We start from the raw sequence: 20,197 nt of genomic DNA, 5'->3' as shown, positions 1-20,197 counted from the left end.
TGTGTGTTTTTTAATTCAATTATCGATTCAGCCAAGGTTCAGGATTCAGCTTTTCTTTCTCCCTGCGCAACTGGAAATGCAATACCGTCCGCCCATTATCCGTACCGTCGGAAAAGACCTGACCGATAGATTGCTTCGTACTCACCGAATCGCCAGCCTTAACGGAAGCTGAAGAGAGATTGCAATAAACAGAAATATAATCACCATGACGAATGAGAACATTAAATAATCCGTTCAACTGGAATACAGCCGCCACCTTTCCATCAAAAATAGCACGTGCCTGTGCACCCGGCCTTCCCTGAATATCAATACCCTTGTTATCCAGTTTCACGTTACGTAAGCCCTCTACGGCATATTGCCCGTAACGGCTGGTTATGATATAAGCTCCGGATATAGGCATGGGCAGTTTTCCGCGATTCGCGGCAAAGTTACCCGATAATTCCCGATCCTCCTTACTTATGGTATAAGCATCAAGAGGTTTCGATTTCGCAGCCGTTTCCGTTGCAGTGGATTTCCCCTCCTTACTTTCCTCTTTCTTACGCGCAGCGGCTTCACGACGGGCTTCTTCCTGTGCACGCTTACGGGCACGCTCTATCTCTTCCGCAATTAATTTATCAATACGAGCATTCAGCTGATTGGCTTCCCTGCGTTTTTTATTAATCTCATTCTGCAATCCTTTCTGTTTCTTTTGCAGATTAGTCACCAACGTACGCTTCTCCTTTTCCTGTTCCTCCAGCTTGACCTTTTCGCTCTCGCGTTCCTGCAACAGGTTCTCCTTGGCAGCTTTCACCTGTTGCCGTTCCGCTTTCTTCTTGCGTATCTGCTCTTGTTTTTTTAGGATTTCCTCCCCTTGCAGACGTTGATAAGTAGCATATTCACGGACGTAGCGCATACGCCGGTAAGTCTGTCCCAAGTTCTTTGCCGAAAAAATAAACATCAGCTTCTCCTCTATCGACTTATTCTTATACAAGTACTGAACAGAAGCTTCATATTTCTTCTTTTTATCTTTCAAATCCTTCTCCAACCCGCGCAACTGACGTTCCAATGACGCCAATTCACGCTGGATAACCTCCACATCATTGTTTATAGCCATGATATAACGCTTCCGCTCTTCAATCTGTCCCGTCAACACAGCCAGGCTGTTCAACTGACTTCCCACATCTTTCTTTGTATCCTTCAATATAGATTCCGATTCGGCAATCTGTTTTTGCAGCGTACCGCGTTTACTTTCCAGCTCACGAATCAACTTGTTCGATTGAGCGAAAAGAGGAACTGCCAACCAAAGGCAACTGATTAGAATAACAAAGAAACGTTTCATCATAATAAAGCTACCAGCATTTTTACTAATTCTTCCAGAGGAACTTGGTTATACTTAGACGTCAGTTCCGTCGGAGTCATTGAAAACTCCTGTGTTGAAAACTCATAAAGTTGAACTTTAGCCTTTTCCAATGAGGGGATTCCTATATCCTTTCCTGTCAGTTCTGTCTTTCCGCCAGGAAGAGAAGCATCCATCAATATCTTTTCCAAACGGGAGAACTCCACATTCTTCGATAATACATTCTTCAATTCAGCCTTCGTTGCACGAACGAAGCGTTTATTCATCCGGTCTACAAGCAGCACTTCGTCAGGAGTCACTTCTATACGTGCCACTTCCGTACGCAGAATAGGCATCAATAAGGAGATTTGTACCCGCTCATGAGTTTTCATTTTCATGGTTCCCCCTACAGACATACTTCCCTTCTTACTGGGAATGGTCATTTGAAGTTTGGAAGCCAAATAACTGGAGGTCTGCGTCTTTGTCGAAGTCTTAGTTTCCGAGGTCGCTAAATGCTTCGAACTCTTACAGCCTGCCAACACTACCACCAACAACAATAGATAAACTATTCTTTTCATTCCGCAATATATTTCTTCTTTTCTATTTTCTGTTTCAACATCTTCGACTCGCTACCCATTTCCAGTGCCTTCTTCCAATAATTCAACGCACCTTCCACGTCACCGGTCATAAAATAAATATCTCCGCAATGCTCCACAATCACATCACTTTTCTCACCGTCGTTCTTCATCGCATTATCAATATAGATACGGGCTTCGGCATAGTTTCCCTTTTCGAAAAGAATCCAGGCATAAGTGTCGAGATAGGTCGAATTGTTAGGTTCGGCTTTCACCGTTTTATAACTCATTTCTTCCGCCTTATCCAAGTCACGACGTTCCACAGACAGATAATAAGCATAATTATTTAATGCGCCAATATTGGAAGGATTATATACCAAAGCCGAATCGTAGGCAGCATAAGCCTCCGTCATCTGTTTCTTGGTATGATAAATATCCCCCATGATAGAATAAAAATCTGAAACGACTTCTTTCCTCGTATCGGGAGTTATATGTTCCAATGCTCTATTACAAACACTCAACACACTATCTCCCTGCTCTGCCTGATGATAAGCGATAGCCAGATAATAATAAAGCTCCAACGCATCCGGAGTGGCTTCAATGCCCGGTTCGCAGACCTTGATAATTTGCTTATAATCTTCCTTTTTCACCGCCGCACTAACCAGCATCAAACGGGCAGCCTTATTGGTAGGATCCAGATCAACCACCTGCTCCAATACCGGCACAGCCTCCTGTTCCATATTCTTCGATAACAGGTATTGAGAATAAAGCATCGGTATCTGCGGATCGTCCATATCCTGTTTCATCATCCGGTCAAACAACGCAATCACTTGAGTACTGTCTTTAACGGACGACTGTTCATTTTCCGCAATCACCTGTCTCATGACACTGATTTTAGTATCAGAAGTCACCTTCTTGTTCAATAACAACGTATCCAGTTGCTGTTGATACAATTCTTTCTGACCGGTCTGTTCATAGTAAGAAGCCATCGAGAAAAGCGCCATCGGGTTATCAGGCTCTACAGCCAGTACCTTCTGGTATGCATCATAAGCTTCCTGCTTTTTCCCATTCTGAAGATATACATCTCCCAGTATCACCTGATAACGCATATCCATCGGATATTCCTGTACCAGACTTTCTATTTCCTGAAATGCCTTCTTATCATCTTTCATCTGAAGATAAATCCGGAATTTCTCCATAGACAGCTGCTCATTCTTACCCAGACGTTTCTCTAAACGATTCAATGTAGAAATGACATCATTATACTTCTCCTGCCGACTATAAATATCAAGAAGGCTGAACAAAGGGTCCTGTTTCGACGGGAAACGGGCGACCATCTTCTCAAGCAAAGCCGCAGCCTTATCCAATTCATTTTGTTGCTGGTACAGACTGACCAATCCCTGGCTATACCAATAGTTATCAGGTGCAAAAGCAACCGCTTGCTCCAAAGCAGCCTGACCTTGCGGCACCTGGCGGAGGAACATATAATATTGCGATATTTCATAAAGCGCAGAAGAAGCATTGGGGTTGATATCCAGACAATGCTGCAACAAACCAAAAGCCGCATCATACTCATTCTTTTCTTTCATCCGCATGGCTTCCAAAAAGAAGTAGTCATATTTACGTTGCTTTTCAGCAGAAATAAACGGTACCTTCATCAAAAAGGATGCATCTGCCTTCGCTGCTGTTTTCGCTGTACGCACAGACCGGATTCCCCCACACGAAGTGAGCATTAATACCGTCACGAACAGCCATCCTATTTTTATCTTCATTCTATTTTCTCGATTATATATTCATCACACTCCGGTATGTCCGAAACCACCGGCTCCCCGTTCTGTTTCATCCAACACTTCCACTTCCTGCCATACAGGCTGTTCGTGTTTTGCTATCACCATCTGTGCAATACGTTCTCCATCTTCAATCACAAATGCTTCGGATGAGAGGTTAACTAAAATGATACAAACTTCTCCACGATAATCCGCATCGATCGTACCCGGAGAATTGAGTACTGTAATGCCCTTCTTTATCGCCAGTCCGCTACGCGGGCGAACTTGCGCCTCAAACCCTTTTGGAAGAGCGATATATAATCCTGTCGGCACCAGACAACGTTGCAATGGTTCCAGTGTGATAGGTTCAGAAAGATTAGCGCGGATATCCATTCCTGCAGACAATTCAGTGGCATAAGCCGGAAGCGGATGCTTCGATTTATTGATTACTTGAATATTCATAAATGCATGTTTACTATATTAACGGGCGAAAATACACATTTTGAACTGAAAAATAGTTAAGTTTGCAGTTAAATAATGTACCTGTAGCCAATTTGCGAATGGTAAAACGGCTAAATCGTAAACAAAAATAAATAAATCAAGCACTTTCAAATTCAATAATGATCAACGATATTTTTGATTACAAACTCGCAGCCTCTGGCTATATAAACGAATTATATAGCCAAAGACTGCGAGTTTAGTTCAGTCATAATCAGGATACTTACATCTTAGAAAAAAAATTGCGTACAATCAATCTGCCTTAAAATGCTTAATCTGCACATCACGTGAATTTGTTCCTACCATAACATCAAATTCTCCGGGTTCGTAAACATAGTCTAATTCGGGATTATAGAATTTCAAGTCATCTTCCGTAATAACAAACTTAACATCACGGCTTTCCCCGCTCTTCAGGAAGACGCGTTCAAAACCTTTCAGCTCTTTCACCGGACGGGCGATCTCCGCATAAATATCACGAAGATACAGTTGTACCGTTTCGTAACCATCGTAGTTCCCCTTGTTTGTTACAGTGACAGACACAGTCAACTCACCATTTTTAGGCAAGGTTTCCGAGCTAATCTGCAACTCACCATAAACAAAGTCCGTATAACTCAAACCATATCCGAACGGATACAGAGGTTCATTGCTCTCATCCAGATAATTGCTGGCATAGCGGTTGAACATACGACTGTCGGGATCAGGACGACCCGTATTCAAATGATTGTAGAATAACGGCAGCTGTCCCACTGAACGCGGGAAGGTAGTTGTCAGTTTGCCGCTTGGAGTGACCTTGCCAAACAATACATCGGCAACCGCATCCCCTGTTTCACTACCGCCAAACCAGACATTCAATATGGAATGAACATTCGTATCCTCCCAGTTCAAGACCAAAGGACGTCCCGTGAACAGAAGAAGTACGACAGGTTTACCCGTCTTCACTAAAGCCTTCAATAAATCCTGTTGTGCATCGGGTATCTCAAGACTGGTACGTGAAGCCGATTCACCGCTCATTTCTGCACATTCACCCAAAGCGGCAACAATGACGTCTGAACGGGAAGCCACGCGCAAAGCCTCGTCCAACAGTTTCCGGTTATCTCCACGTTCCAGCGGGCGAATGCCCGTAGCAGCTTTTTCTGTTTCCGCATCATAATATATGTTGCTCCCTTTCGCATACAGAATTTCAGCCTTGTCACCCGCTGCCGCACGGATTCCTTCCAACAATGTTCCATGGTGGGACGGCGTACATGTCATGCTCCACATACCGCACATATTATTACGTGCGTCCGCCATCGGACCGATCAGGGCAATTCTGCCTTTTTGCTTAAGTGGAAGCAGGTTGTTATCATTCTTCAACAGAACAAATGTTTCAGCTGCAATCGCACGTGCGACAGAGCGGTGTTCAGGCGTATAAAGTTTCTCTTTGGCACGCAGGGCATCGCAATATTTATACGGATTGGAGAACAGTCCCAGTTTATATTTGGCTTCCAGAACACGGCGACAAGCCGTATTAATCTGTTCTTCCGTTATCTTCCCTTCTTTCAAGGATTCCTCCAATGTATTGAGGAATCCGCATGAAACCATATCCATATCCGTTCCTGCCTGTAAAGCGCGAATGGAGGCTTCCTTCAGAGGGGCGACACCATGGGCGGACATTTCGGCTATCGAATTGTAATCTGTTACCAATAGCCCTCCGAAGCCCCATTCATTCCGGAGCAGGTCGGTCAGTAACCATTTGTTGGCTGTGGCTGGAATACCGTCAACGATGTTAAAAGAACTCATAACGCTGCCTACACCAGCATCAACGGCAGCTTTATAAGGAGCCAGGTATTCGTTATACATACGCAAACGGCTCATATCCACTGTATTGTAATCACGCCCCGACTCGGACGCTCCGTAAAGTGCGAAATGTTTCACACAGGCAAGGATTTCATCGTTTCCCTGCAGGTTGTTTCCCTGATAGCCACGCACATACGCTTTAGCCATCAAAGAACCCAGGTAAGGATCTTCCCCGCTTCCTTCCGCAATACGCCCCCAACGGGCATCCCGGCAAATGTCAACCATCGGGCTGAATGTCCAGTTGATGCCATCCGCACTGGCTTCAACGGCGGAGATACGTGCCATACGTTCGACAGCCAGCGTGTCCCAACTACAGGAAAGTGCCAGTGGAATCGGGAAAATGGTTTCATAGCCGTGAATAACATCTGCCCCTACCAACAAAGGAATCCCCAAACGGGTCGAATCGATAGCTATACGCTGCAAAGTTACTACAAAAAAGTGAAATGCGGAAAGATATAGTGATAGAATTGAGTTACAAGGGTTTTGGTTGAAGTGGCGATAATCCGTGAAGCCATTACAATCCCTGCCGAAGCCAAATCCTGACGCCGCTACGTTACTTGTTCGTAACCATGCCCGAAAATGCGACAAACGGGTACGAATAGCGAAACAAGGCTCTAAGGAATAGTGAGTTATCCATAACTCATGCGAAAAATCAGGTTACGGAAAAAGATTGCGCCGTTCCTCCCCGTTTTGCGTACCAACACCGGACTCTTCACCAACTAATTTTGAAACCCAAAAATTAAGGACAATGAAGAGTACATTTTCAGTAATCTACTACCTCAAGCGTCAGGTAGTGAAAAAGGACGGGACAGTTCCCGTCATGGGACGCATCACGGTGGACGGCAGCCAGACACAGTTCAGCTGCAAACTGACTGTCGATCCGAAACTGTGGGACACCAAAGGTGGACGTGTCACGGGCAGAAGCACGGCGGCACTCGAAACGAACCGTATGCTTGACAAGATGCGGGTACGCATCAACAGGCATTATCAGGAAATCATGGAGCGTGACAACTTCGTCACGGCGGAGAAGGTGAAGAACGCCTTTCTCGGACTGGAACACCGCTACCACACGCTGATGCAGGTGTTCCGCCAGCACAACGAGGACTACGAGAAGCAGGTGGAGGCAGGCATGAAAGCCAAAGGCACGCTGCTGAAGTACCGCACCGTTTACAAGCACATGCAAGAGTTCCTCGACATCCGCTACCATGTGAAGGACATCGCCCTAAAAGAGCTTACCCCGGCTTTCATCTCCGACTTCGAGATGTTCCTGCGCACGGACAAGCACTGCTGCACCAATACCGTGTGGCTGTACGTCTGCCCGTTACGGACGATGGTATTCATCGCCATCAACAACGAGTGGCTGACGCGCGACCCGTTCCGCGAGTATGAAATCAAGAAGGAGGAAACAACACGCAGTTTCCTGACCAAAGATGAGATCCGCCTGCTGATGGAGGGGAAACTGAAAAACGCCAAACAGGAATTGTACCGCGACCTCTACCTGTTCTGCGCCTTCACGGGGCTGTCGTTCGCGGATATGCGCAACCTTACGGAAGAGAATATCCGCACCTACTTCGACGAACACGAGTGGATAAACATCAACCGCCAGAAAACGGGCGTGGTGTCCAACATCCGCCTGCTCGACATCGCCAACCGCATAATCGGCAAATACCGGGGACTGTGCGGGGACGGCAGGATATTTCCCGTTCCGCATTATAACACGTGCCTTGCCGGTATCCGTGCCGTCGCCAAGCGTTGCGGCATCACCAAGCATATCACGTGGCATCAGAGCCGCCACACGGCAGCCACGACGATATTCCTCTCCAACGGTGTTCCCATCGAAACGGTCAGCTCCATGCTCGGACACAAGAGCATAAAGACGACGCAGATTTACGCAAAGATAACCAAAGAGAAGCTCAATCAGGACATGGAGAACCTTGCCGCAAGATTGAACGGCGTCGAGGAATTTGCAGGTTGCACCATCTAAAAAGAAAAGCCATGAAACGTGACACAATCATCATCGAGGACAAGGCAGTCAGCGTAACCGGTAACGACGTGTGGATGACCGCCACCGAAATAGCCGGATTGTTCCATACGACCGTCCCGGCAGTGAACGCCGCCATCAGAGCCGTCCGCAAGTCGGACGTGCTGAACGACTACGAGGTGTGCCGCTACATGCAGCTTGAAAACGGGCTGCACGCGGACGTGTACGCCCTTGAAATCATCATCCCGGTCGCTTTCAGGGTGAATACCTACAACACCCACCTGTTCCGCACATGGCTGGTGGGAAAGGCACTCTCACAAGAGAAACGGCAGACATACGTGATGTTCATACAGAACGGAAAAGCCGGGTATTGCTGATTGCACATACCCCATAAGACAAGTAAACGGGTAGCACCACAAAAGGTGTCACCCGTTTACTTTTTCATGAAACCGCCTCACTCCAGCGGCTTGCGGTAGTTCGCTTCCAGTACCCCGCGCAGCCCCGTTTCCGGGTAAAGCACCTTCCCTCCCAAAAGTATGAAGGGCAACACGCGGTTGTTGCGGTATTCCTGCAAGGTGCGCCGGCTCACACGGAGCAGTTCCGACACCTCGCCGTCCGTCAGGTAACGTTCCCCGTCCAGCGGAGGACGGTAGCTTTCCAGAAATGCGGACAGCCATTTCGAGCCTTTGCGCATATCCTGCACCACAGAGGCTATCGGCTCGTCTTCCATCGTAAAAACATCGTTGTTCTCGTTCATCATAACTTCGGATTCAGTGGGTGAATAAATCAAATCATCTGCCGTGCGGATAGAGCGTGCCGACAAGCGGTATCAGCCGCTTCACCTCCTCTGGCTTGTAATAGAACCTGCGGTTTATCTGCGAGTAGCCGATAAGCCGCCTGTCACGCAGCGTCTGCAACGTGCGCGGGCTTATTCTCAACTGCCCGCAGACCTCCTCGCCCGTGAGCCATCTTTCCATGCGCCCCGTGTCGCTTTTGCGCCTCAGGGCGGCGACCTTCTCCGAGAGTGCGCCGAATGCCGCCACCATCATCTCGAAAGTCTTTTTCTCGATAGATACTATTTCCATATTCATGTCATTTAGAGTTTGCCGCAAAGGTAACGAAACGGCATACAAGACGTATCGTTTTCCGCTGAAAGGCTGCCTGTTGCGCCGTTTGACCGGGTTACGGAGCCATCTTCCGCAAAAATCTTACGTGAGTCACGTAGTGAGTTGTTAAAGCCCCTTTTGTTTATTGCCGAATTTTGTCGCAGAAACAAAAAGAAAGGACTGAACATGAAAGTGATAACAATGGAAAGTTCCGCCTACAAGGAGATGATGGCGCAGATTGCGAACATCGCAGGGTACATCCGCGAGGCAAGGGACGAGAAGAAACGGAAGCGGGAAACCGAAGACAAGCTGCTTGACACGGCACAGGCGGCGAAGATGCTCAACGTGAGCAAGCGCACCATGCAGCGTATGCGCACCGACCACCGTATCGAGTATGTGGTGGTACGCGGAAGCTGCCGCTACCGCCTTTCCGAGATACTGCGGCTATTGGAGGACAACACAGTAAGGAACGAGGAAGGGACAATAGACACCCTGTTCCACAACCACACGCTGCGCACGGGCGGCAAACCAAAAGGAAGGAGGACATAGGTCATGGAACTGCTCACACGAAACAACTTCGAGGGCTGGATGCAGAAGCTGATGGAACGGCTCGACCGTCAGGACGAACTGCTGCTGGCGATGAAGGCTGAGGGGAAACAGCCCACTATCACGGAAAGCATCCGCCTTTTCGACAATCAGGATTTGTGCATGTTGCTCCAGATAAGCAAACGCACCCTCCAACGCTACCGCAGCGTAGGCGCATTGCCCTACAAGACGCTGGGCAAGAAGACCTATTACAGCGAGGAGGACGTGCTGACATTCCTTTCCAACCATATCAAGGACTTCAAAAAGGAAGATATAGCCTTCTACAAGGCTCGTATCCATAATTTCTTTCATAAATAACCCATTAAAACATTTTTCAGATGGCAAAGAAAAAAGACGAAAAGGACGTGCTGGTAGTCCGTGACGAGAAGACAGGCGAGATCAGCGTGGTAGCCGGGCTGAACGCGGACGGCACACCCAAGCGCACCCCCGCAAAAGCGGAGAACGCGCAGAGTTTCCTGCAATTCGACCGACATGGCGACGTGCTGGACAACTTCTTCAAGAACTTCTTCCGGCAGTGCAAGGAACCCAGCCGCTTCGGTTTCTACCGCATTGCGGCAGACCAAGCTGAAAATCTCTTAGAGGTGATGAAGCAACTGCTGAAAGACCCCGAAGCGAACAAGGAGCTGCTCGCCCCTCACAAGGTGGACACCTCCGACTATGAGAAGAAGGTGCAGGAAGAGATGGCAGCACAACAGACAGAGAAACAAGAACCTCAAAAACAGGAGAACATGGAACAACGGAAAGAACAGCAACAGGACAAATCCGAACAGATGCAGGGCAAACGTGGCTACCAGCCCATCGACGAGAGTAAAATCAACTGGCAGGAGCTGGAGGACAGATGGGGCGTAAAGCGGGACAACCTTGAAAAGTCCGGCGACCTTACGAAGATGCTCAACTATGGCAAGTCCGACTTGGTAAAGGTCAAACCGACCTTCGGCGGCGAATCATTCGAGCTGGACGCCCGCCTCTCCTTCAAGAAGGACGGTGAGGGAAACATCAGCCTCGTGCCGCACTTCATCCGCAAGGAGCAGAAGCTGGATGAGTACAAGGAACACAAATTCTCCGACAATGACCGGAAGAACCTCCGCGAAACGGGCAATCTCGGTAGGGTCGTGGACATTGTGGACAGGGAAACGGGCGAGATCATCCCCTCCTACATCAGCATCGACCGCAAGACGAATGAAATCACGGACATTCCGGCAAGCAGGGTGCGCATCCCGGAGCGCATCGGCAAGACGGAAATCACCACGCAGGAGCGGGACATGCTCCGCGCCGGACTGCCCGTACGCGACAAGCTCATCGAGCGCAACGACGGCAGAAAGTTCGTCACCACCCTGCAAGTGAACGTGGAGCAGCGCGGCGTGGAGTTCGTGCCGGGAACCGGCAAGTCGCCCCGTACCGCACAGACACAGGAAACCAAAGGCGACACATCGAAAAGTCAGGCGCAGGGCGGGGAAAATGCCGCACAGACCAAGAAGGAGCAACGCCGCAACACGTGGACGAACGAGGACGGCAGCATCCGCCCCATCAGCAAATGGAGCGGCGTGAGCTTCACCGACCAGCAGAAAGCCGACTATGTGGCGGGTAAAGCCGTGAAGCTGGAGAACGTGACCGACAAGCAGGGCTTCCATGCCACGATGTATATCAAGTTCAACCCGGAGAAGGGACGCCCGTACCGCTACGACACGAACCCTGACAATGCACAGCAGGTTGCTCCGTCCAACGAGAGCCGCACGCAGGTGGCGGTGAACAACGATGGCAAGACCAACGAGGCTACAAAGAATCTGAGAGAGCCGTTGCAGAAAGGTCAGACCAACCCGAAGGACGCCCGCCAGCAACAGCAGCAGGAGAAGCCGCAGAAGAAAACGGGCAAGGGCATGAAAATGTAATCCCGTGTCCGCCACTGAATCCAAAATAAAATCCAAAGTATCAACAAAAAAGAAGAAGACATGAAGACAATCATTGCAGAAAAGCCCTCCGTGGCACGTGAAATCGCCCGCATCGTGGGCGCGACAAAGAGAGAGGAAGGATATTTCGAGGGAGGCGGTTATGCCGTGACATGGGCATTCGGACACCTCGTTCAGCTTGCCATGCCCGACGGCTACGGCGTGCGCGGATTTGTCCGTGACAACCTCCCGATTATTCCCGACACATTCACGCTCGTCCCCCGTCAGGTCAGGACGGAGAAAGGTTACAAGCCCGACAGCGGCGTGGTGTCGCAGATAAAAGTCATCAAAAGACTGTTCGACACAAGCGAACATATCATCGTGGCGACCGATGCCGGACGCGAGGGAGAGCTTATCTTCCGCTACCTCTACCACTATACGGGTTGCACCACTCCTTTCGTGCGCCTGTGGATCAGCTCTCTCACCGACAAAGCTATCCGCGAGGGACTGCGGAAACTCGAAGACGGCAGCAAATACGACAACCTCTACCTCGCCGCCAAAGCGCGGAGCGAATCCGACTGGCTCGTGGGCATCAACGGCACACAGGCGTTATCCATCGCCGCCGGACACGGCACGTATTCCGTGGGGCGGGTGCAGACACCAACGTTGGCTATGGTATGTGAACGCTACTGGGAGAACCGCCGCTTTACGTCCGAAGCATTCTGGCAGCTCCATATCGCAACGGACGGTTGCGACGGCGAAGTCGTGAAATTCTCATCCTCCGAGAAATGGAAAGAGAAAGAACCGGCGATGGAACTATATAATAAGGTAAAGGCGGCAGGTTGCGCCACTGTCACGAAAGCCGAGCGCAAGGAGAAGACGGAGGAAACTCCCTTGCTCTACGACCTGACCACGCTCCAGAAAGAAGCCAACGCCAAGCACGGCTTCACGGCGGAACAGACGCTTGAAATCGCGCAGAAACTCTACGAAAAGAAGTTGATAACCTATCCGAGAACGGGAAGCCGCTACATCCCCGAAGACGTGTTTGCCGAAATTCCCAAACTGCTCGCTTTCATCGGCACACAGCCCGAATGGAAAGACAAGGTGCGGGCAAAAGCCGCCCCGACACGCCGCAGCGTGGACGACGGCAAGGTGACAGACCACCATGCCCTGCTCGTCACGGGTGAGAAACCGCTCTTCCTCTCCAAAGAGGACAATACCATCTATCAGATGATTGCCGGGCGCATGGTCGAGGCATTCTCTGAGAAATGCGTCAAGGATGTGACCACTGTCACGGCGGAATGTGCCGGAGTGGAGTTTACCGTAAAAGGCAGCGTCGTGAAGCAAACCGGATGGCGTGCCGTCTATGGCGAGGAAAAAGAGGAAATTACCATCCCCGGCTGGCAGGAAGGCGACACGCTGACACCGAAAGGCTCGTCCATTACCGAAGGAAAGACCAAACCCAAGCCGCTGCATACCGAAGCCACCCTGCTCTCGGCAATGGAAACGGCGGGCAAGGAAATTGAGGACGACGCACTGCGGCAGGCGATGAAGGACTGTGGCATCGGTACTCCCGCCACACGCGCCTCCATCATCGAAACGCTTTTCAAGCGCGGTTACATGGAACGCTGCAAGAAGTCGCTTGTTCCCACCGAAAAAGGACTTGCCCTCAATTCCGTCGTCAAGACGATGCGCATCGCCGATGTTGCCATGACGGGCGAATGGGAAAAGGAGCTGGCGCGTATCGAGCGCGGGGAACTGTCCGACGACACCTTCCGCAAGGAGATAGAGGCGTACACACGTGAGATAACCTCCGAACTGATCTCGTGCGACAAGCTCTTCGGCAGCCGTGACTCCGGCTGCGCGTGTCCCAAGTGTGGCACGGGCAGGATGCGGTTCTACGGCAAGGTGGTACGCTGCGACAACACGGAGTGCGGACTGCCCGTGTTCCGGCTGAAAGCGGGACGCACCCTGTCCGACGATGAAATCAAAGACCTGCTCACCGAAGGGCATACCAAGCTGCTCAAAGGGTTCAAGAGCAAACAGGGCAAGAGTTTCGATGCTGTTGTCGCCTTTGACGGGGAATATAACACGACTTTTGTGTTCCCGGAGGCTAAAAAGGACAAGAAATTTTCAGGACGGAAGAAATAGTATTAACTTTGCCACTTGTTCAGAGTAATGAATTGTTCTTCGATACCGGATTACACTCATACTTTGGATTTAGTGGTGGCACTCGGAGGGATACCGAGTGCCTTTTTCTTCCTTTTTCCAACCGATTATCCCGTTAATTATCAATCCGCTAAATCCAAAGTAATGAACAACAAGAAGAAAAACGAGGGTCAGACCGACTTTTCCTATTACGGTCTGTACCTGCTGGACTATCTCCGCACGAACAAGTTTGAACAGGCTGACGACACCGCTTTCATACGGGAACGGGCCGACCGTGCCGCCGAAACGTATGAGAGGGCACGGCTTGAAGGCTATCCCGCCGATGGTGCGCAGGAACTGGCGATGGACACGCTGCTGCGCGGGCTGCATTATTCCCGTTACGCCATCCTCCGCGAAGTCGTGGAAAACGAGTTTGCCGATGAAGTGCCGGAAGAGAAGCGTGAAGCCTTTGTCCTGAAACTGCTGCCGCTTGTCGGCAACGTGTTCTCCGTCTATGACCTCTCGGATGACAATTTCGCCCTGTCTTCCGATTACGACCTGCTCTACACGGAGCTGACGGGAGCAACCGTCCTTTACTTAGACGAATATGGCGTTTAACCGCAAACAGAAACTGCGGGACAACATCGAGGCGATACGGACGGCATTCATCCTTGACAGGGAAAATAGGACAGCGACAACCGAAGAGCGTGCCATACTTCAAAGGTACTGCGGTTTCGGCGGTCTGAAATGTATCCTCAACCCTGCAAAGGAACTGACGGATGCCGTCCGGTGGGCGAAATCCGACCTCGAACTGTTCGCCCCGACGGTGGAGCTGCACAGGCTTATCCGTGAGAACAGCAAGGACGAAACAGAGTACAAGCGGTTTGTGGATTCGCTGAAAGCGTCCGTGCTGACCGCTTTCTACACCCCCAAAGAGATAACCGACACCATCGCGGACGTGCTGGCAGATTACAGCGTCCGCCCCGCCCGTATGCTCGAACCGTCGGCAGGTGTCGGCGTGTTCGTGGATTCCATGCTGCGGCACAGCCCCAATGCGGATGTGATGGCTTTCGAGAAGGATCTGCTCACGGGTACAATCTTGAGGCATCTCTATCCCGACCAGAAAATGCGCACCTGCGGTTTTGAGAAAATCGAAAGACCGTTCAACAATTATTTCGACTTGGCGGTGTCCAACATTCCGTTCGGTGACATTGCCGTGTTCGACGCGGAGTTTCAGCGGAGCGACTCTTTCGGCAGACGCTCCGCCCAGAAAACCATCCACAACTATTTCTTTCTCAAAGGACTGGATGCCGTGCGTGACGGCGGTATCGTGGCGTTCATCACCTCGCAAGGGGTATTGAATAGCACCAAGACCTCCGTGCGTAACGAGCTGTTCAGTCAGGCCAATCTGGTATCCGCGATACGCCTGCCCAACAACCTGTTCACGGACAACGCGGGCACGGAGGTGGGCAGTGACCTGATTGTCCTGCAAAAGAACCTCAGCAAGAAGGAAATGTCGCAGGACGAGCGGCTGATGACCGTGATACAGACGGACACGAAAACCGCCCTGACCGACAACGCCTATTTCATCCACCACCCGGAACGCATCGTGCATACGATGGCGAAACTTGACACAGACCCCTACGGGAAGCCCGCTATGGTTTATCTGCACGAGGGCAAGGCAGCAGGCATCGCCGGGGATTTGCGCCGTATGCTCGACGAGGATTTCCATTACAGGCTTGCCATGCGCTTGTATTCGGGTTCAATCCGGCAGGCAGGAACGGAAGAAAAAGTTGCCGTTCAAAATAAAGTAGAGCGTCCTGCCATAAAATTGGAAACAGTATCCTCGGCGCAGACGGTGGAAACTCCGACAGAAAAGCCGCAACCCGCAGATGAAAAGCCGGAGATAGAACCGCGCCCGCAATATTCCGCAGGCGTGCAGCTCACCCTGCTTGACCTCTGGGGGATGACGGAAGAGGTCAGCCAACCGAAAACCTCCAAAAAGAAAAAGACGGTGAAAAAGGCAGTTACGGCAAAGTCCACTCCGCCCAAACCGAAAGTCACGGTTACACCGACAGCTCCAACTGCAAAACCCGCAATGGAGAATAAGGAGGTGAAAGCGGAGAACACCGCCAAGCCTGCCGACCCGGACGACATCTATGCCACACTGGACTGGGATACCAATCCTCCCATCAACGGTTTCTATGAAATGATGATGGGTTTGACGCCGGAGCGTAGGAAAGAACTTCGGGAACTGGCAAGGCAGCATAACGAGAAACAAGTGGCGGAAAAGACGGAAGTGAAAGCCGTGCCGGAAACTTCCCGTGAGCAGCCACGACAGGAGGAAACACAGCCGGAGGCAGTCGCCGCACCTGCCGTTACAGATACCCCATCGGAAGCGGTGGGGACTTTCCTTTTCCCCGACATCGAAGCGGAAAAGCCGAAGGAGGAAGTCGTGGACCTTTCTCCGCGTGCCTACCACCGCACGCCGGAGATGCACCTGCGCGAAGGGTCGCTGGTGGCTGACCGGGGGCGTCATAACATCGGCTACCTGAAAGACATCACGCCATACGGGGCGACATTCCAGCCGCTCGACCTGAAAGGATACCAGAAGGAAAAGGCGTTGTTGTATGTGTCGCTGCGTGACGCCTACGAGCGTCTGTACCGTTATGAATCGCTCCGGCGCGAGGCAAATGTTCCGTGGCGAGAGCATCTGAATACCTGTTACGATGAGTTTGTCATGCGCTACGGCAACCTCAACGCCAAGCAGAACGTGAAGTTAGTGATGATGGATGCGGGCGGGCGCGACATCCTTTCGCTGGAACGGATGGAAAACGGAAAGTTCGTCAAGGCGGACATCTTCGAGCATCCTGTTTCCTTCGCGGTGGAGAGCCATGCCAACGTAGGCTCTCCCGAAGAAGCCCTGTCTGCGTCGCTCAACAAATATGGTACGGTCAATCTCGACTATATGCGGGAGATAACCGACAGCACGGCGGAGGATTTGCTCACTGCCCTGCAAGGGCGCATCTACTACAATCCGCTCGTGACCGGTTACGAAATCAAAGACCGTTTCATCGCCGGAAATGTCATAGAGAAAGCGGAACGCATAGAGGCATGGATGGGTGACAATCCCGAAAATGAGCGTATGCCGGAGGTGAAGCAGGCGTTGGAGGCTCTGAAAGATGCCGAGCCGCAGCGCATCGCCTTCGAGGATCTGGACTTCAATTTCGGGGAACGCTGGATTCCGACGGGTGTCTATGCCGCCTACATGAGCCGGCTGTTCGACACGGAGGTGAAAATCGCCTATTCCGCAAGCATGGACGAGTTTTCGGTGGTGTGCGGCTACCGCACCATGAAAATCACGGACGAGTTTCTGGTGAAGGGGTATTACCGGAACTATGACGGTATGCACCTCCTAAAACACGCCCTGCACAACACCTGCCCTGACATGATGAAGTCCATCGGCAAGGACGAGCATGGCAACGACATCAAGATGCGCGACAGCGAGGGAATACAACTCGCCAACGCCAAGATTGACGAGATACGAAACGGCTTCTCCGAATGGCTCGAAGAGCAGTCGCCGCAGTTCAAGGAGCGGCTTGTGACGATGTATAACCGCAAGTTCAACTGTTTCGTGCGCCCGCGCTACGACGGCTCCCATCAGACCTTTCCCGACCTCAACCTGAAAGGGCTGGCAAGCCGGGGTATCAAGAGCGTCTATCCCTCACAGATGGATTGCGTCTGGATGTTGAAACAGAACGGCGGCGGAATTTGCGACCACGAGGTGGGAACCGGTAAGACGCTGATAATGTGCATCGCCGCGCATGAGATGAAGCGTCTGAATTTGGCACACAAGCCGATGATTATCGGGCTGAAAGCCAACGTTGCGGAGATTGCAGCCACCTATCAGGCGGCATATCCCAACGCACGTATTCTGTACGCTTCGGAGAAGGACTTTTCGACCGCCAACCGTGTGCGCTTCTTCAATAATATAAAGAACAACGACTACGATTGCGTCATCATGTCGCACGACCAGTTCGGCAAGATACCGCAGTCGCCGGAATTGCAGCAGCGCATCCTGCAAGCAGAGCTTGACACGGTGGAGGAAAACCTCGAAGTGCTACGGCAGCAGGGAAAGAACGTGTCGCGGGCGATGCTGAAAGGATTGGAGAAGCGCAAGCACAACCTTGAAGCGAAGCTGGAGAAGGTGGAACACGCCATAAAGTCACGCACGGACGACGTGGTGGATTTCAAGCAGATGGGCATCGACCACATCTTCATAGATGAGAGCCACCAGTTCAAGAATCTGACTTTCAACACGCGCCACGACCGTGTGGCGGGATTGGGAAACAGCGAGGGAAGCCAGAAGGCACTTAACATGCTCTTTGCCATACGCACCATACAGGAGCGCACAGGAAAAGACTTGGGTGCGACCTTCCTCTCCGGCACGACTATCAGCAACTCACTGACTGAATTGTACCTGCTGTTCAAGTACCTGCGCCCGAAGGAGCTGGAACGGCAGGACATAAGGTGTTTCGACGCTTGGGCGGCGATATTTGCCAAGAAGACGACGGATTTTGAATTTAACGTGACGAACAATGTGGTCCAGAAGGAGCGTTTCCGCTACTTCATCAAAGTGCCGGAGCTTGCCGCCTTCTATAATGAAATCACGGACTACCGCACGGCGGAGGATGTGGGCGTTGACCGTCCTGCCAAGAACGAGATACTGCACCATATACCGCCCACGCCGGAACAGGAGGACTTCATACAGAAACTGATGCAGTTCGCCAAGACGGGCGATGCCACCTTGTTGGGCAGGCTGCCGCTTTCGGAAACGGAAGAAAAGGCGAAGATGCTCATCGCCACGGACTATGCCCGGAAAATGGCACTCGACATGCGCATGATAGACCCGAATTACGAAGATCATCCCGACAACAAAGCGAGTCACTGTGCCAAGATGATCGCGGAGTATTATCAAAAATACGACGCCCAGAAAGGCACGCAGTTCGTTTTCTCTGATTTGGGGACATACCAGCCGGGCGACGGGTGGAACGTCTATTCGGAAATCAAGCGCAAACTGACGGAGGACTACGGTATACCGCCAAGCGAGGTGCGCTTCATTCAGGAGTGCAAGACCGACAAGGCGCGGAAGGCGGTGATAGACGCCATGAACGCCGGGACGGTGCGTGTGCTGTTCGGCTCTACCTCTATGCTCGGAACGGGTGTGAACGCCCAGAAACGGTGTGTGGCTATCCATCATCTCGATACGCCGTGGCGACCGTCCGACTTGCAACAGCGTGACGGACGCGGAGTTAGGGCAGGTAATGAGATTGCCAAACATTTCGCCGGGAACAACGTGGATGTAATCATCTACGCGGTGGAGAAGTCACTGGACAGCTACAAGTTCAACCTCCTGCACTGCAAGCAGACTTTCATAAGCCAGCTCAAAAGCGGTGCGATGGGTGCGCGTACCATCGACGAGGGGGCAATGGACGAAAAATCGGGCATGAATTTCTCGGAATACATGGCGTTGCTCTCCGGCAATACCGACCTGTTGGACAAGGCGAAACTGGAAAAGCGGATCGCATCGCTCGAAGGGGAACGCAAGTCGTTCAACAAGGGCAAGCGTGATTCGGAGTTCAAGCTGGAGTCAAAGACCGGCGAGTTGCGCAACAACACGGCTTTCATAGATGCCATGACGGAGGACTGGAACCGCTTCCTGTCGGTGGTGCAGACCGACAAGGAGGGCAACCGCCTTAATATAATAAAGGTGGACGGAGTGGATTCCGCCGATGAGAAGGTCATCGGAAAGCGTTTGCAGGAGATAGCCAAGAATGCCACGACCGGAGGGTTGTACACGCAGGTCGGTGAACTTTACGGTTTTCCGATAAAGGTGGTGAGCGAAAGGATACTCAAAGAGGGATTGGAGTTCACCGACAACCGCTTCGTGGTCGAGGGGAACTACAAGTACACCTACAACAACGGGCATCTGGCGATGGCTGACCCGTTGGCCGCCGCCCGCAACTTCCTCAACGCGATGGAGAGGATACCCTCCATCATCGACCAGTACAAGGCGAAGAACGAGGTGCTGGAGATGGAGATACCGCAGTTACAGGAGATAGCGGGTAAGGTGTGGAAGAAGGAGGACGAGCTGAAGCAGTTGAAGTCCGAACTTGCCGCCCTTGACCGAAAAATTCAGCTGGAGCTTGCGCCACCCACGCCCGAAGTCGCAGAAAAGGAGAATGAAGGGCAACAGCTCAAGCCGGAAGCGGAAGATGTGAGGAACAGGCAGGCGCAATATCCCGAAAATGCACCGCCGCAGATACGCAGTCCGGCGGATAGTATCGTTGCCAACCATGTCATAATCGGGCGTCCGGGACTGTATGCCAAGGAGGAAACCCGGTCCAAAGGATTGAAAATATAACCTAAGGAATTTTATCTGAAGTATTAATAAGGGCTATCCCAAAAGGTCTAAAAGTA

15 protein-coding genes are annotated in these 20,197 nt (G+C 51.3%); 8 read left to right on the top strand and 7 right to left on the bottom strand.

Annotated elements, in window-relative coordinates:
- Nucleotides 1-19 precede the first annotated feature (19 nt).
- From H8796_RS07745 to bglX, 5 genes are all read right to left on the bottom strand, one after another.
- Nucleotides 20-1,321 carry a murein hydrolase activator EnvC gene (locus tag H8796_RS07745; RefSeq protein WP_117932345.1) on the bottom strand — a complete coding sequence of 434 codons (1,302 nt, stop codon included), beginning with the start codon at nucleotides 1,319-1,321 and terminating at the stop codon, nucleotides 20-22.
- On the bottom strand, nucleotides 1,318-1,893 hold the full coding sequence (locus H8796_RS07740; protein ID WP_117932347.1) for a DUF4292 domain-containing protein: 576 nt from the start codon (nucleotides 1,891-1,893) through the stop codon (nucleotides 1,318-1,320). The genes H8796_RS07745 and H8796_RS07740 overlap by 4 nt, the downstream gene beginning before the upstream one ends.
- Complete coding sequence (locus tag H8796_RS07735) at nucleotides 1,890-3,662, bottom strand: tetratricopeptide repeat protein (protein WP_117932349.1); 1,773 nt, start codon at nucleotides 3,660-3,662, stop codon at nucleotides 1,890-1,892. The genes H8796_RS07740 and H8796_RS07735 overlap by 4 nt, the downstream gene beginning before the upstream one ends.
- 24 nt (nucleotides 3,663-3,686) lie before the next feature.
- The gene (dut, locus tag H8796_RS07730) at nucleotides 3,687-4,118 is read right to left on the bottom strand and encodes a dUTP diphosphatase (RefSeq protein ID WP_117932351.1); all 432 of its coding nucleotides are present in this window, start codon (nucleotides 4,116-4,118) and stop codon (nucleotides 3,687-3,689) included.
- A 288-nt stretch (nucleotides 4,119-4,406) separates the two neighbouring features.
- Complete coding sequence (gene bglX, locus H8796_RS07725; RefSeq protein WP_255502189.1) at nucleotides 4,407-6,413, bottom strand: beta-glucosidase BglX; 2,007 nt, start codon at nucleotides 6,411-6,413, stop codon at nucleotides 4,407-4,409.
- A 325-nt stretch (nucleotides 6,414-6,738) separates the two neighbouring features.
- Here bglX and H8796_RS07720 point away from each other — a divergent pair, with 325 nt between their 5' ends.
- Together H8796_RS07720 and H8796_RS07715 are read left to right on the top strand one after the other, a co-directional pair.
- Nucleotides 6,739-7,974, top strand: a complete 1,236-nt coding sequence (locus tag H8796_RS07720; RefSeq protein WP_004291422.1) for a site-specific integrase — start codon at nucleotides 6,739-6,741, stop codon at nucleotides 7,972-7,974.
- Nucleotides 7,975-7,985: 11 nt separating this feature from the next.
- Nucleotides 7,986-8,348 (top strand): hypothetical protein, encoded by a 363-nt coding sequence (locus H8796_RS07715; protein WP_004291423.1) that lies wholly within the window; start codon nucleotides 7,986-7,988, stop codon nucleotides 8,346-8,348.
- Nucleotides 8,349-8,425: 77 nt separating this feature from the next.
- Here the strand turns inward: H8796_RS07715 and H8796_RS07710 are convergent, their stop codons facing one another.
- Nucleotides 8,426-8,731 carry a helix-turn-helix domain-containing protein gene (locus tag H8796_RS07710; RefSeq protein ID WP_004291424.1) on the bottom strand — a complete coding sequence of 102 codons (306 nt, stop codon included), beginning with the start codon at nucleotides 8,729-8,731 and terminating at the stop codon, nucleotides 8,426-8,428.
- Between the two features lie 31 nt (nucleotides 8,732-8,762).
- Nucleotides 8,763-9,062, bottom strand: a complete 300-nt coding sequence (locus H8796_RS07705; RefSeq protein WP_004291426.1) for a helix-turn-helix domain-containing protein — start codon at nucleotides 9,060-9,062, stop codon at nucleotides 8,763-8,765.
- 201 nt (nucleotides 9,063-9,263) lie between these two features.
- Between H8796_RS07705 and H8796_RS07700 the strand changes: the two genes are divergently transcribed.
- The 6 genes from H8796_RS07700 (at nucleotide 9,264) to H8796_RS07675 (ending at nucleotide 20,141) form a co-directional block, all read left to right on the top strand.
- A complete protein-coding gene (locus H8796_RS07700) occupies nucleotides 9,264-9,626 on the top strand; it encodes a helix-turn-helix domain-containing protein (protein ID WP_004304264.1) in 363 nt (120 codons plus the stop codon).
- Between the two features lie 3 nt (nucleotides 9,627-9,629).
- Nucleotides 9,630-9,980 carry a helix-turn-helix domain-containing protein gene (locus H8796_RS07695; RefSeq protein WP_004291454.1) on the top strand — a complete coding sequence of 117 codons (351 nt, stop codon included), beginning with the start codon at nucleotides 9,630-9,632 and terminating at the stop codon, nucleotides 9,978-9,980.
- 20 nt (nucleotides 9,981-10,000) lie between these two features.
- Nucleotides 10,001-11,572 carry a DUF3945 domain-containing protein gene (locus H8796_RS07690; RefSeq protein ID WP_004291455.1) on the top strand — a complete coding sequence of 524 codons (1,572 nt, stop codon included), beginning with the start codon at nucleotides 10,001-10,003 and terminating at the stop codon, nucleotides 11,570-11,572.
- A 60-nt stretch (nucleotides 11,573-11,632) separates the two neighbouring features.
- On the top strand, nucleotides 11,633-13,720 hold the full coding sequence (gene topB, locus H8796_RS07685; protein ID WP_004291456.1) for a type IA DNA topoisomerase: 2,088 nt from the start codon (nucleotides 11,633-11,635) through the stop codon (nucleotides 13,718-13,720).
- Nucleotides 13,721-13,882: 162 nt separating this feature from the next.
- On the top strand, nucleotides 13,883-14,335 hold the full coding sequence (locus H8796_RS07680) for a DUF1896 domain-containing protein (protein WP_004304266.1): 453 nt from the start codon (nucleotides 13,883-13,885) through the stop codon (nucleotides 14,333-14,335).
- A complete protein-coding gene (locus tag H8796_RS07675; RefSeq protein WP_004291462.1) occupies nucleotides 14,325-20,141 on the top strand; it encodes an N-6 DNA methylase in 5,817 nt (1,938 codons plus the stop codon). Before H8796_RS07680 ends, H8796_RS07675 begins: the two co-directional genes overlap by 11 nt.
- Nucleotides 20,142-20,197: the final 56 nt, after the last annotated feature.

The sequence above is a fragment of the Bacteroides sp. M10 genome, assembly GCF_014334015.1.
In the GTDB taxonomy this organism is placed as follows: domain Bacteria; phylum Bacteroidota; class Bacteroidia; order Bacteroidales; family Bacteroidaceae; genus Bacteroides; species Bacteroides intestinigallinarum.
The sequence above is the reverse complement of the archived record's forward strand: the minus strand, read 5'-3'. Positions and strand labels throughout refer to the sequence as shown.

Excerpts from the sequence above, each read along its gene's own strand:
- H8796_RS07690 (WP_004291455.1), top strand. The coding sequence starts at position 10,001 with ATGGCAAAGAAAAAAGACGAAAAGGACGTGCTGGTAGTCCGTGACGAG.
- H8796_RS07700 (WP_004304264.1), top strand. The coding sequence starts at position 9,264 with ATGAAAGTGATAACAATGGAAAGTTCCGCCTACAAGGAGATGATGGCG.
- H8796_RS07710 (WP_004291424.1), bottom strand. The coding sequence starts at position 8,731 with ATGATGAACGAGAACAACGATGTTTTTACGATGGAAGACGAGCCGATA.
- H8796_RS07715 (WP_004291423.1), top strand. The coding sequence starts at position 7,986 with ATGAAACGTGACACAATCATCATCGAGGACAAGGCAGTCAGCGTAACC.
- H8796_RS07735 (WP_117932349.1), bottom strand. The coding sequence starts at position 3,662 with ATGAAGATAAAAATAGGATGGCTGTTCGTGACGGTATTAATGCTCACT.
- H8796_RS07745 (WP_117932345.1), bottom strand. The coding sequence starts at position 1,321 with ATGATGAAACGTTTCTTTGTTATTCTAATCAGTTGCCTTTGGTTGGCA.
- dut (WP_117932351.1), bottom strand. The coding sequence starts at position 4,118 with ATGAATATTCAAGTAATCAATAAATCGAAGCATCCGCTTCCGGCTTAT.
- H8796_RS07720 (WP_004291422.1), top strand. The coding sequence starts at position 6,739 with ATGAAGAGTACATTTTCAGTAATCTACTACCTCAAGCGTCAGGTAGTG.
- H8796_RS07695 (WP_004291454.1), top strand. The coding sequence starts at position 9,630 with ATGGAACTGCTCACACGAAACAACTTCGAGGGCTGGATGCAGAAGCTG.
- H8796_RS07740 (WP_117932347.1), bottom strand. The coding sequence starts at position 1,893 with ATGAAAAGAATAGTTTATCTATTGTTGTTGGTGGTAGTGTTGGCAGGC.
- H8796_RS07680 (WP_004304266.1), top strand. The coding sequence starts at position 13,883 with ATGAACAACAAGAAGAAAAACGAGGGTCAGACCGACTTTTCCTATTAC.
- H8796_RS07705 (WP_004291426.1), bottom strand. The coding sequence starts at position 9,062 with ATGAATATGGAAATAGTATCTATCGAGAAAAAGACTTTCGAGATGATG.
- H8796_RS07675 (WP_004291462.1), top strand. The coding sequence starts at position 14,325 with ATGGCGTTTAACCGCAAACAGAAACTGCGGGACAACATCGAGGCGATA.
- topB (WP_004291456.1), top strand. The coding sequence starts at position 11,633 with ATGAAGACAATCATTGCAGAAAAGCCCTCCGTGGCACGTGAAATCGCC.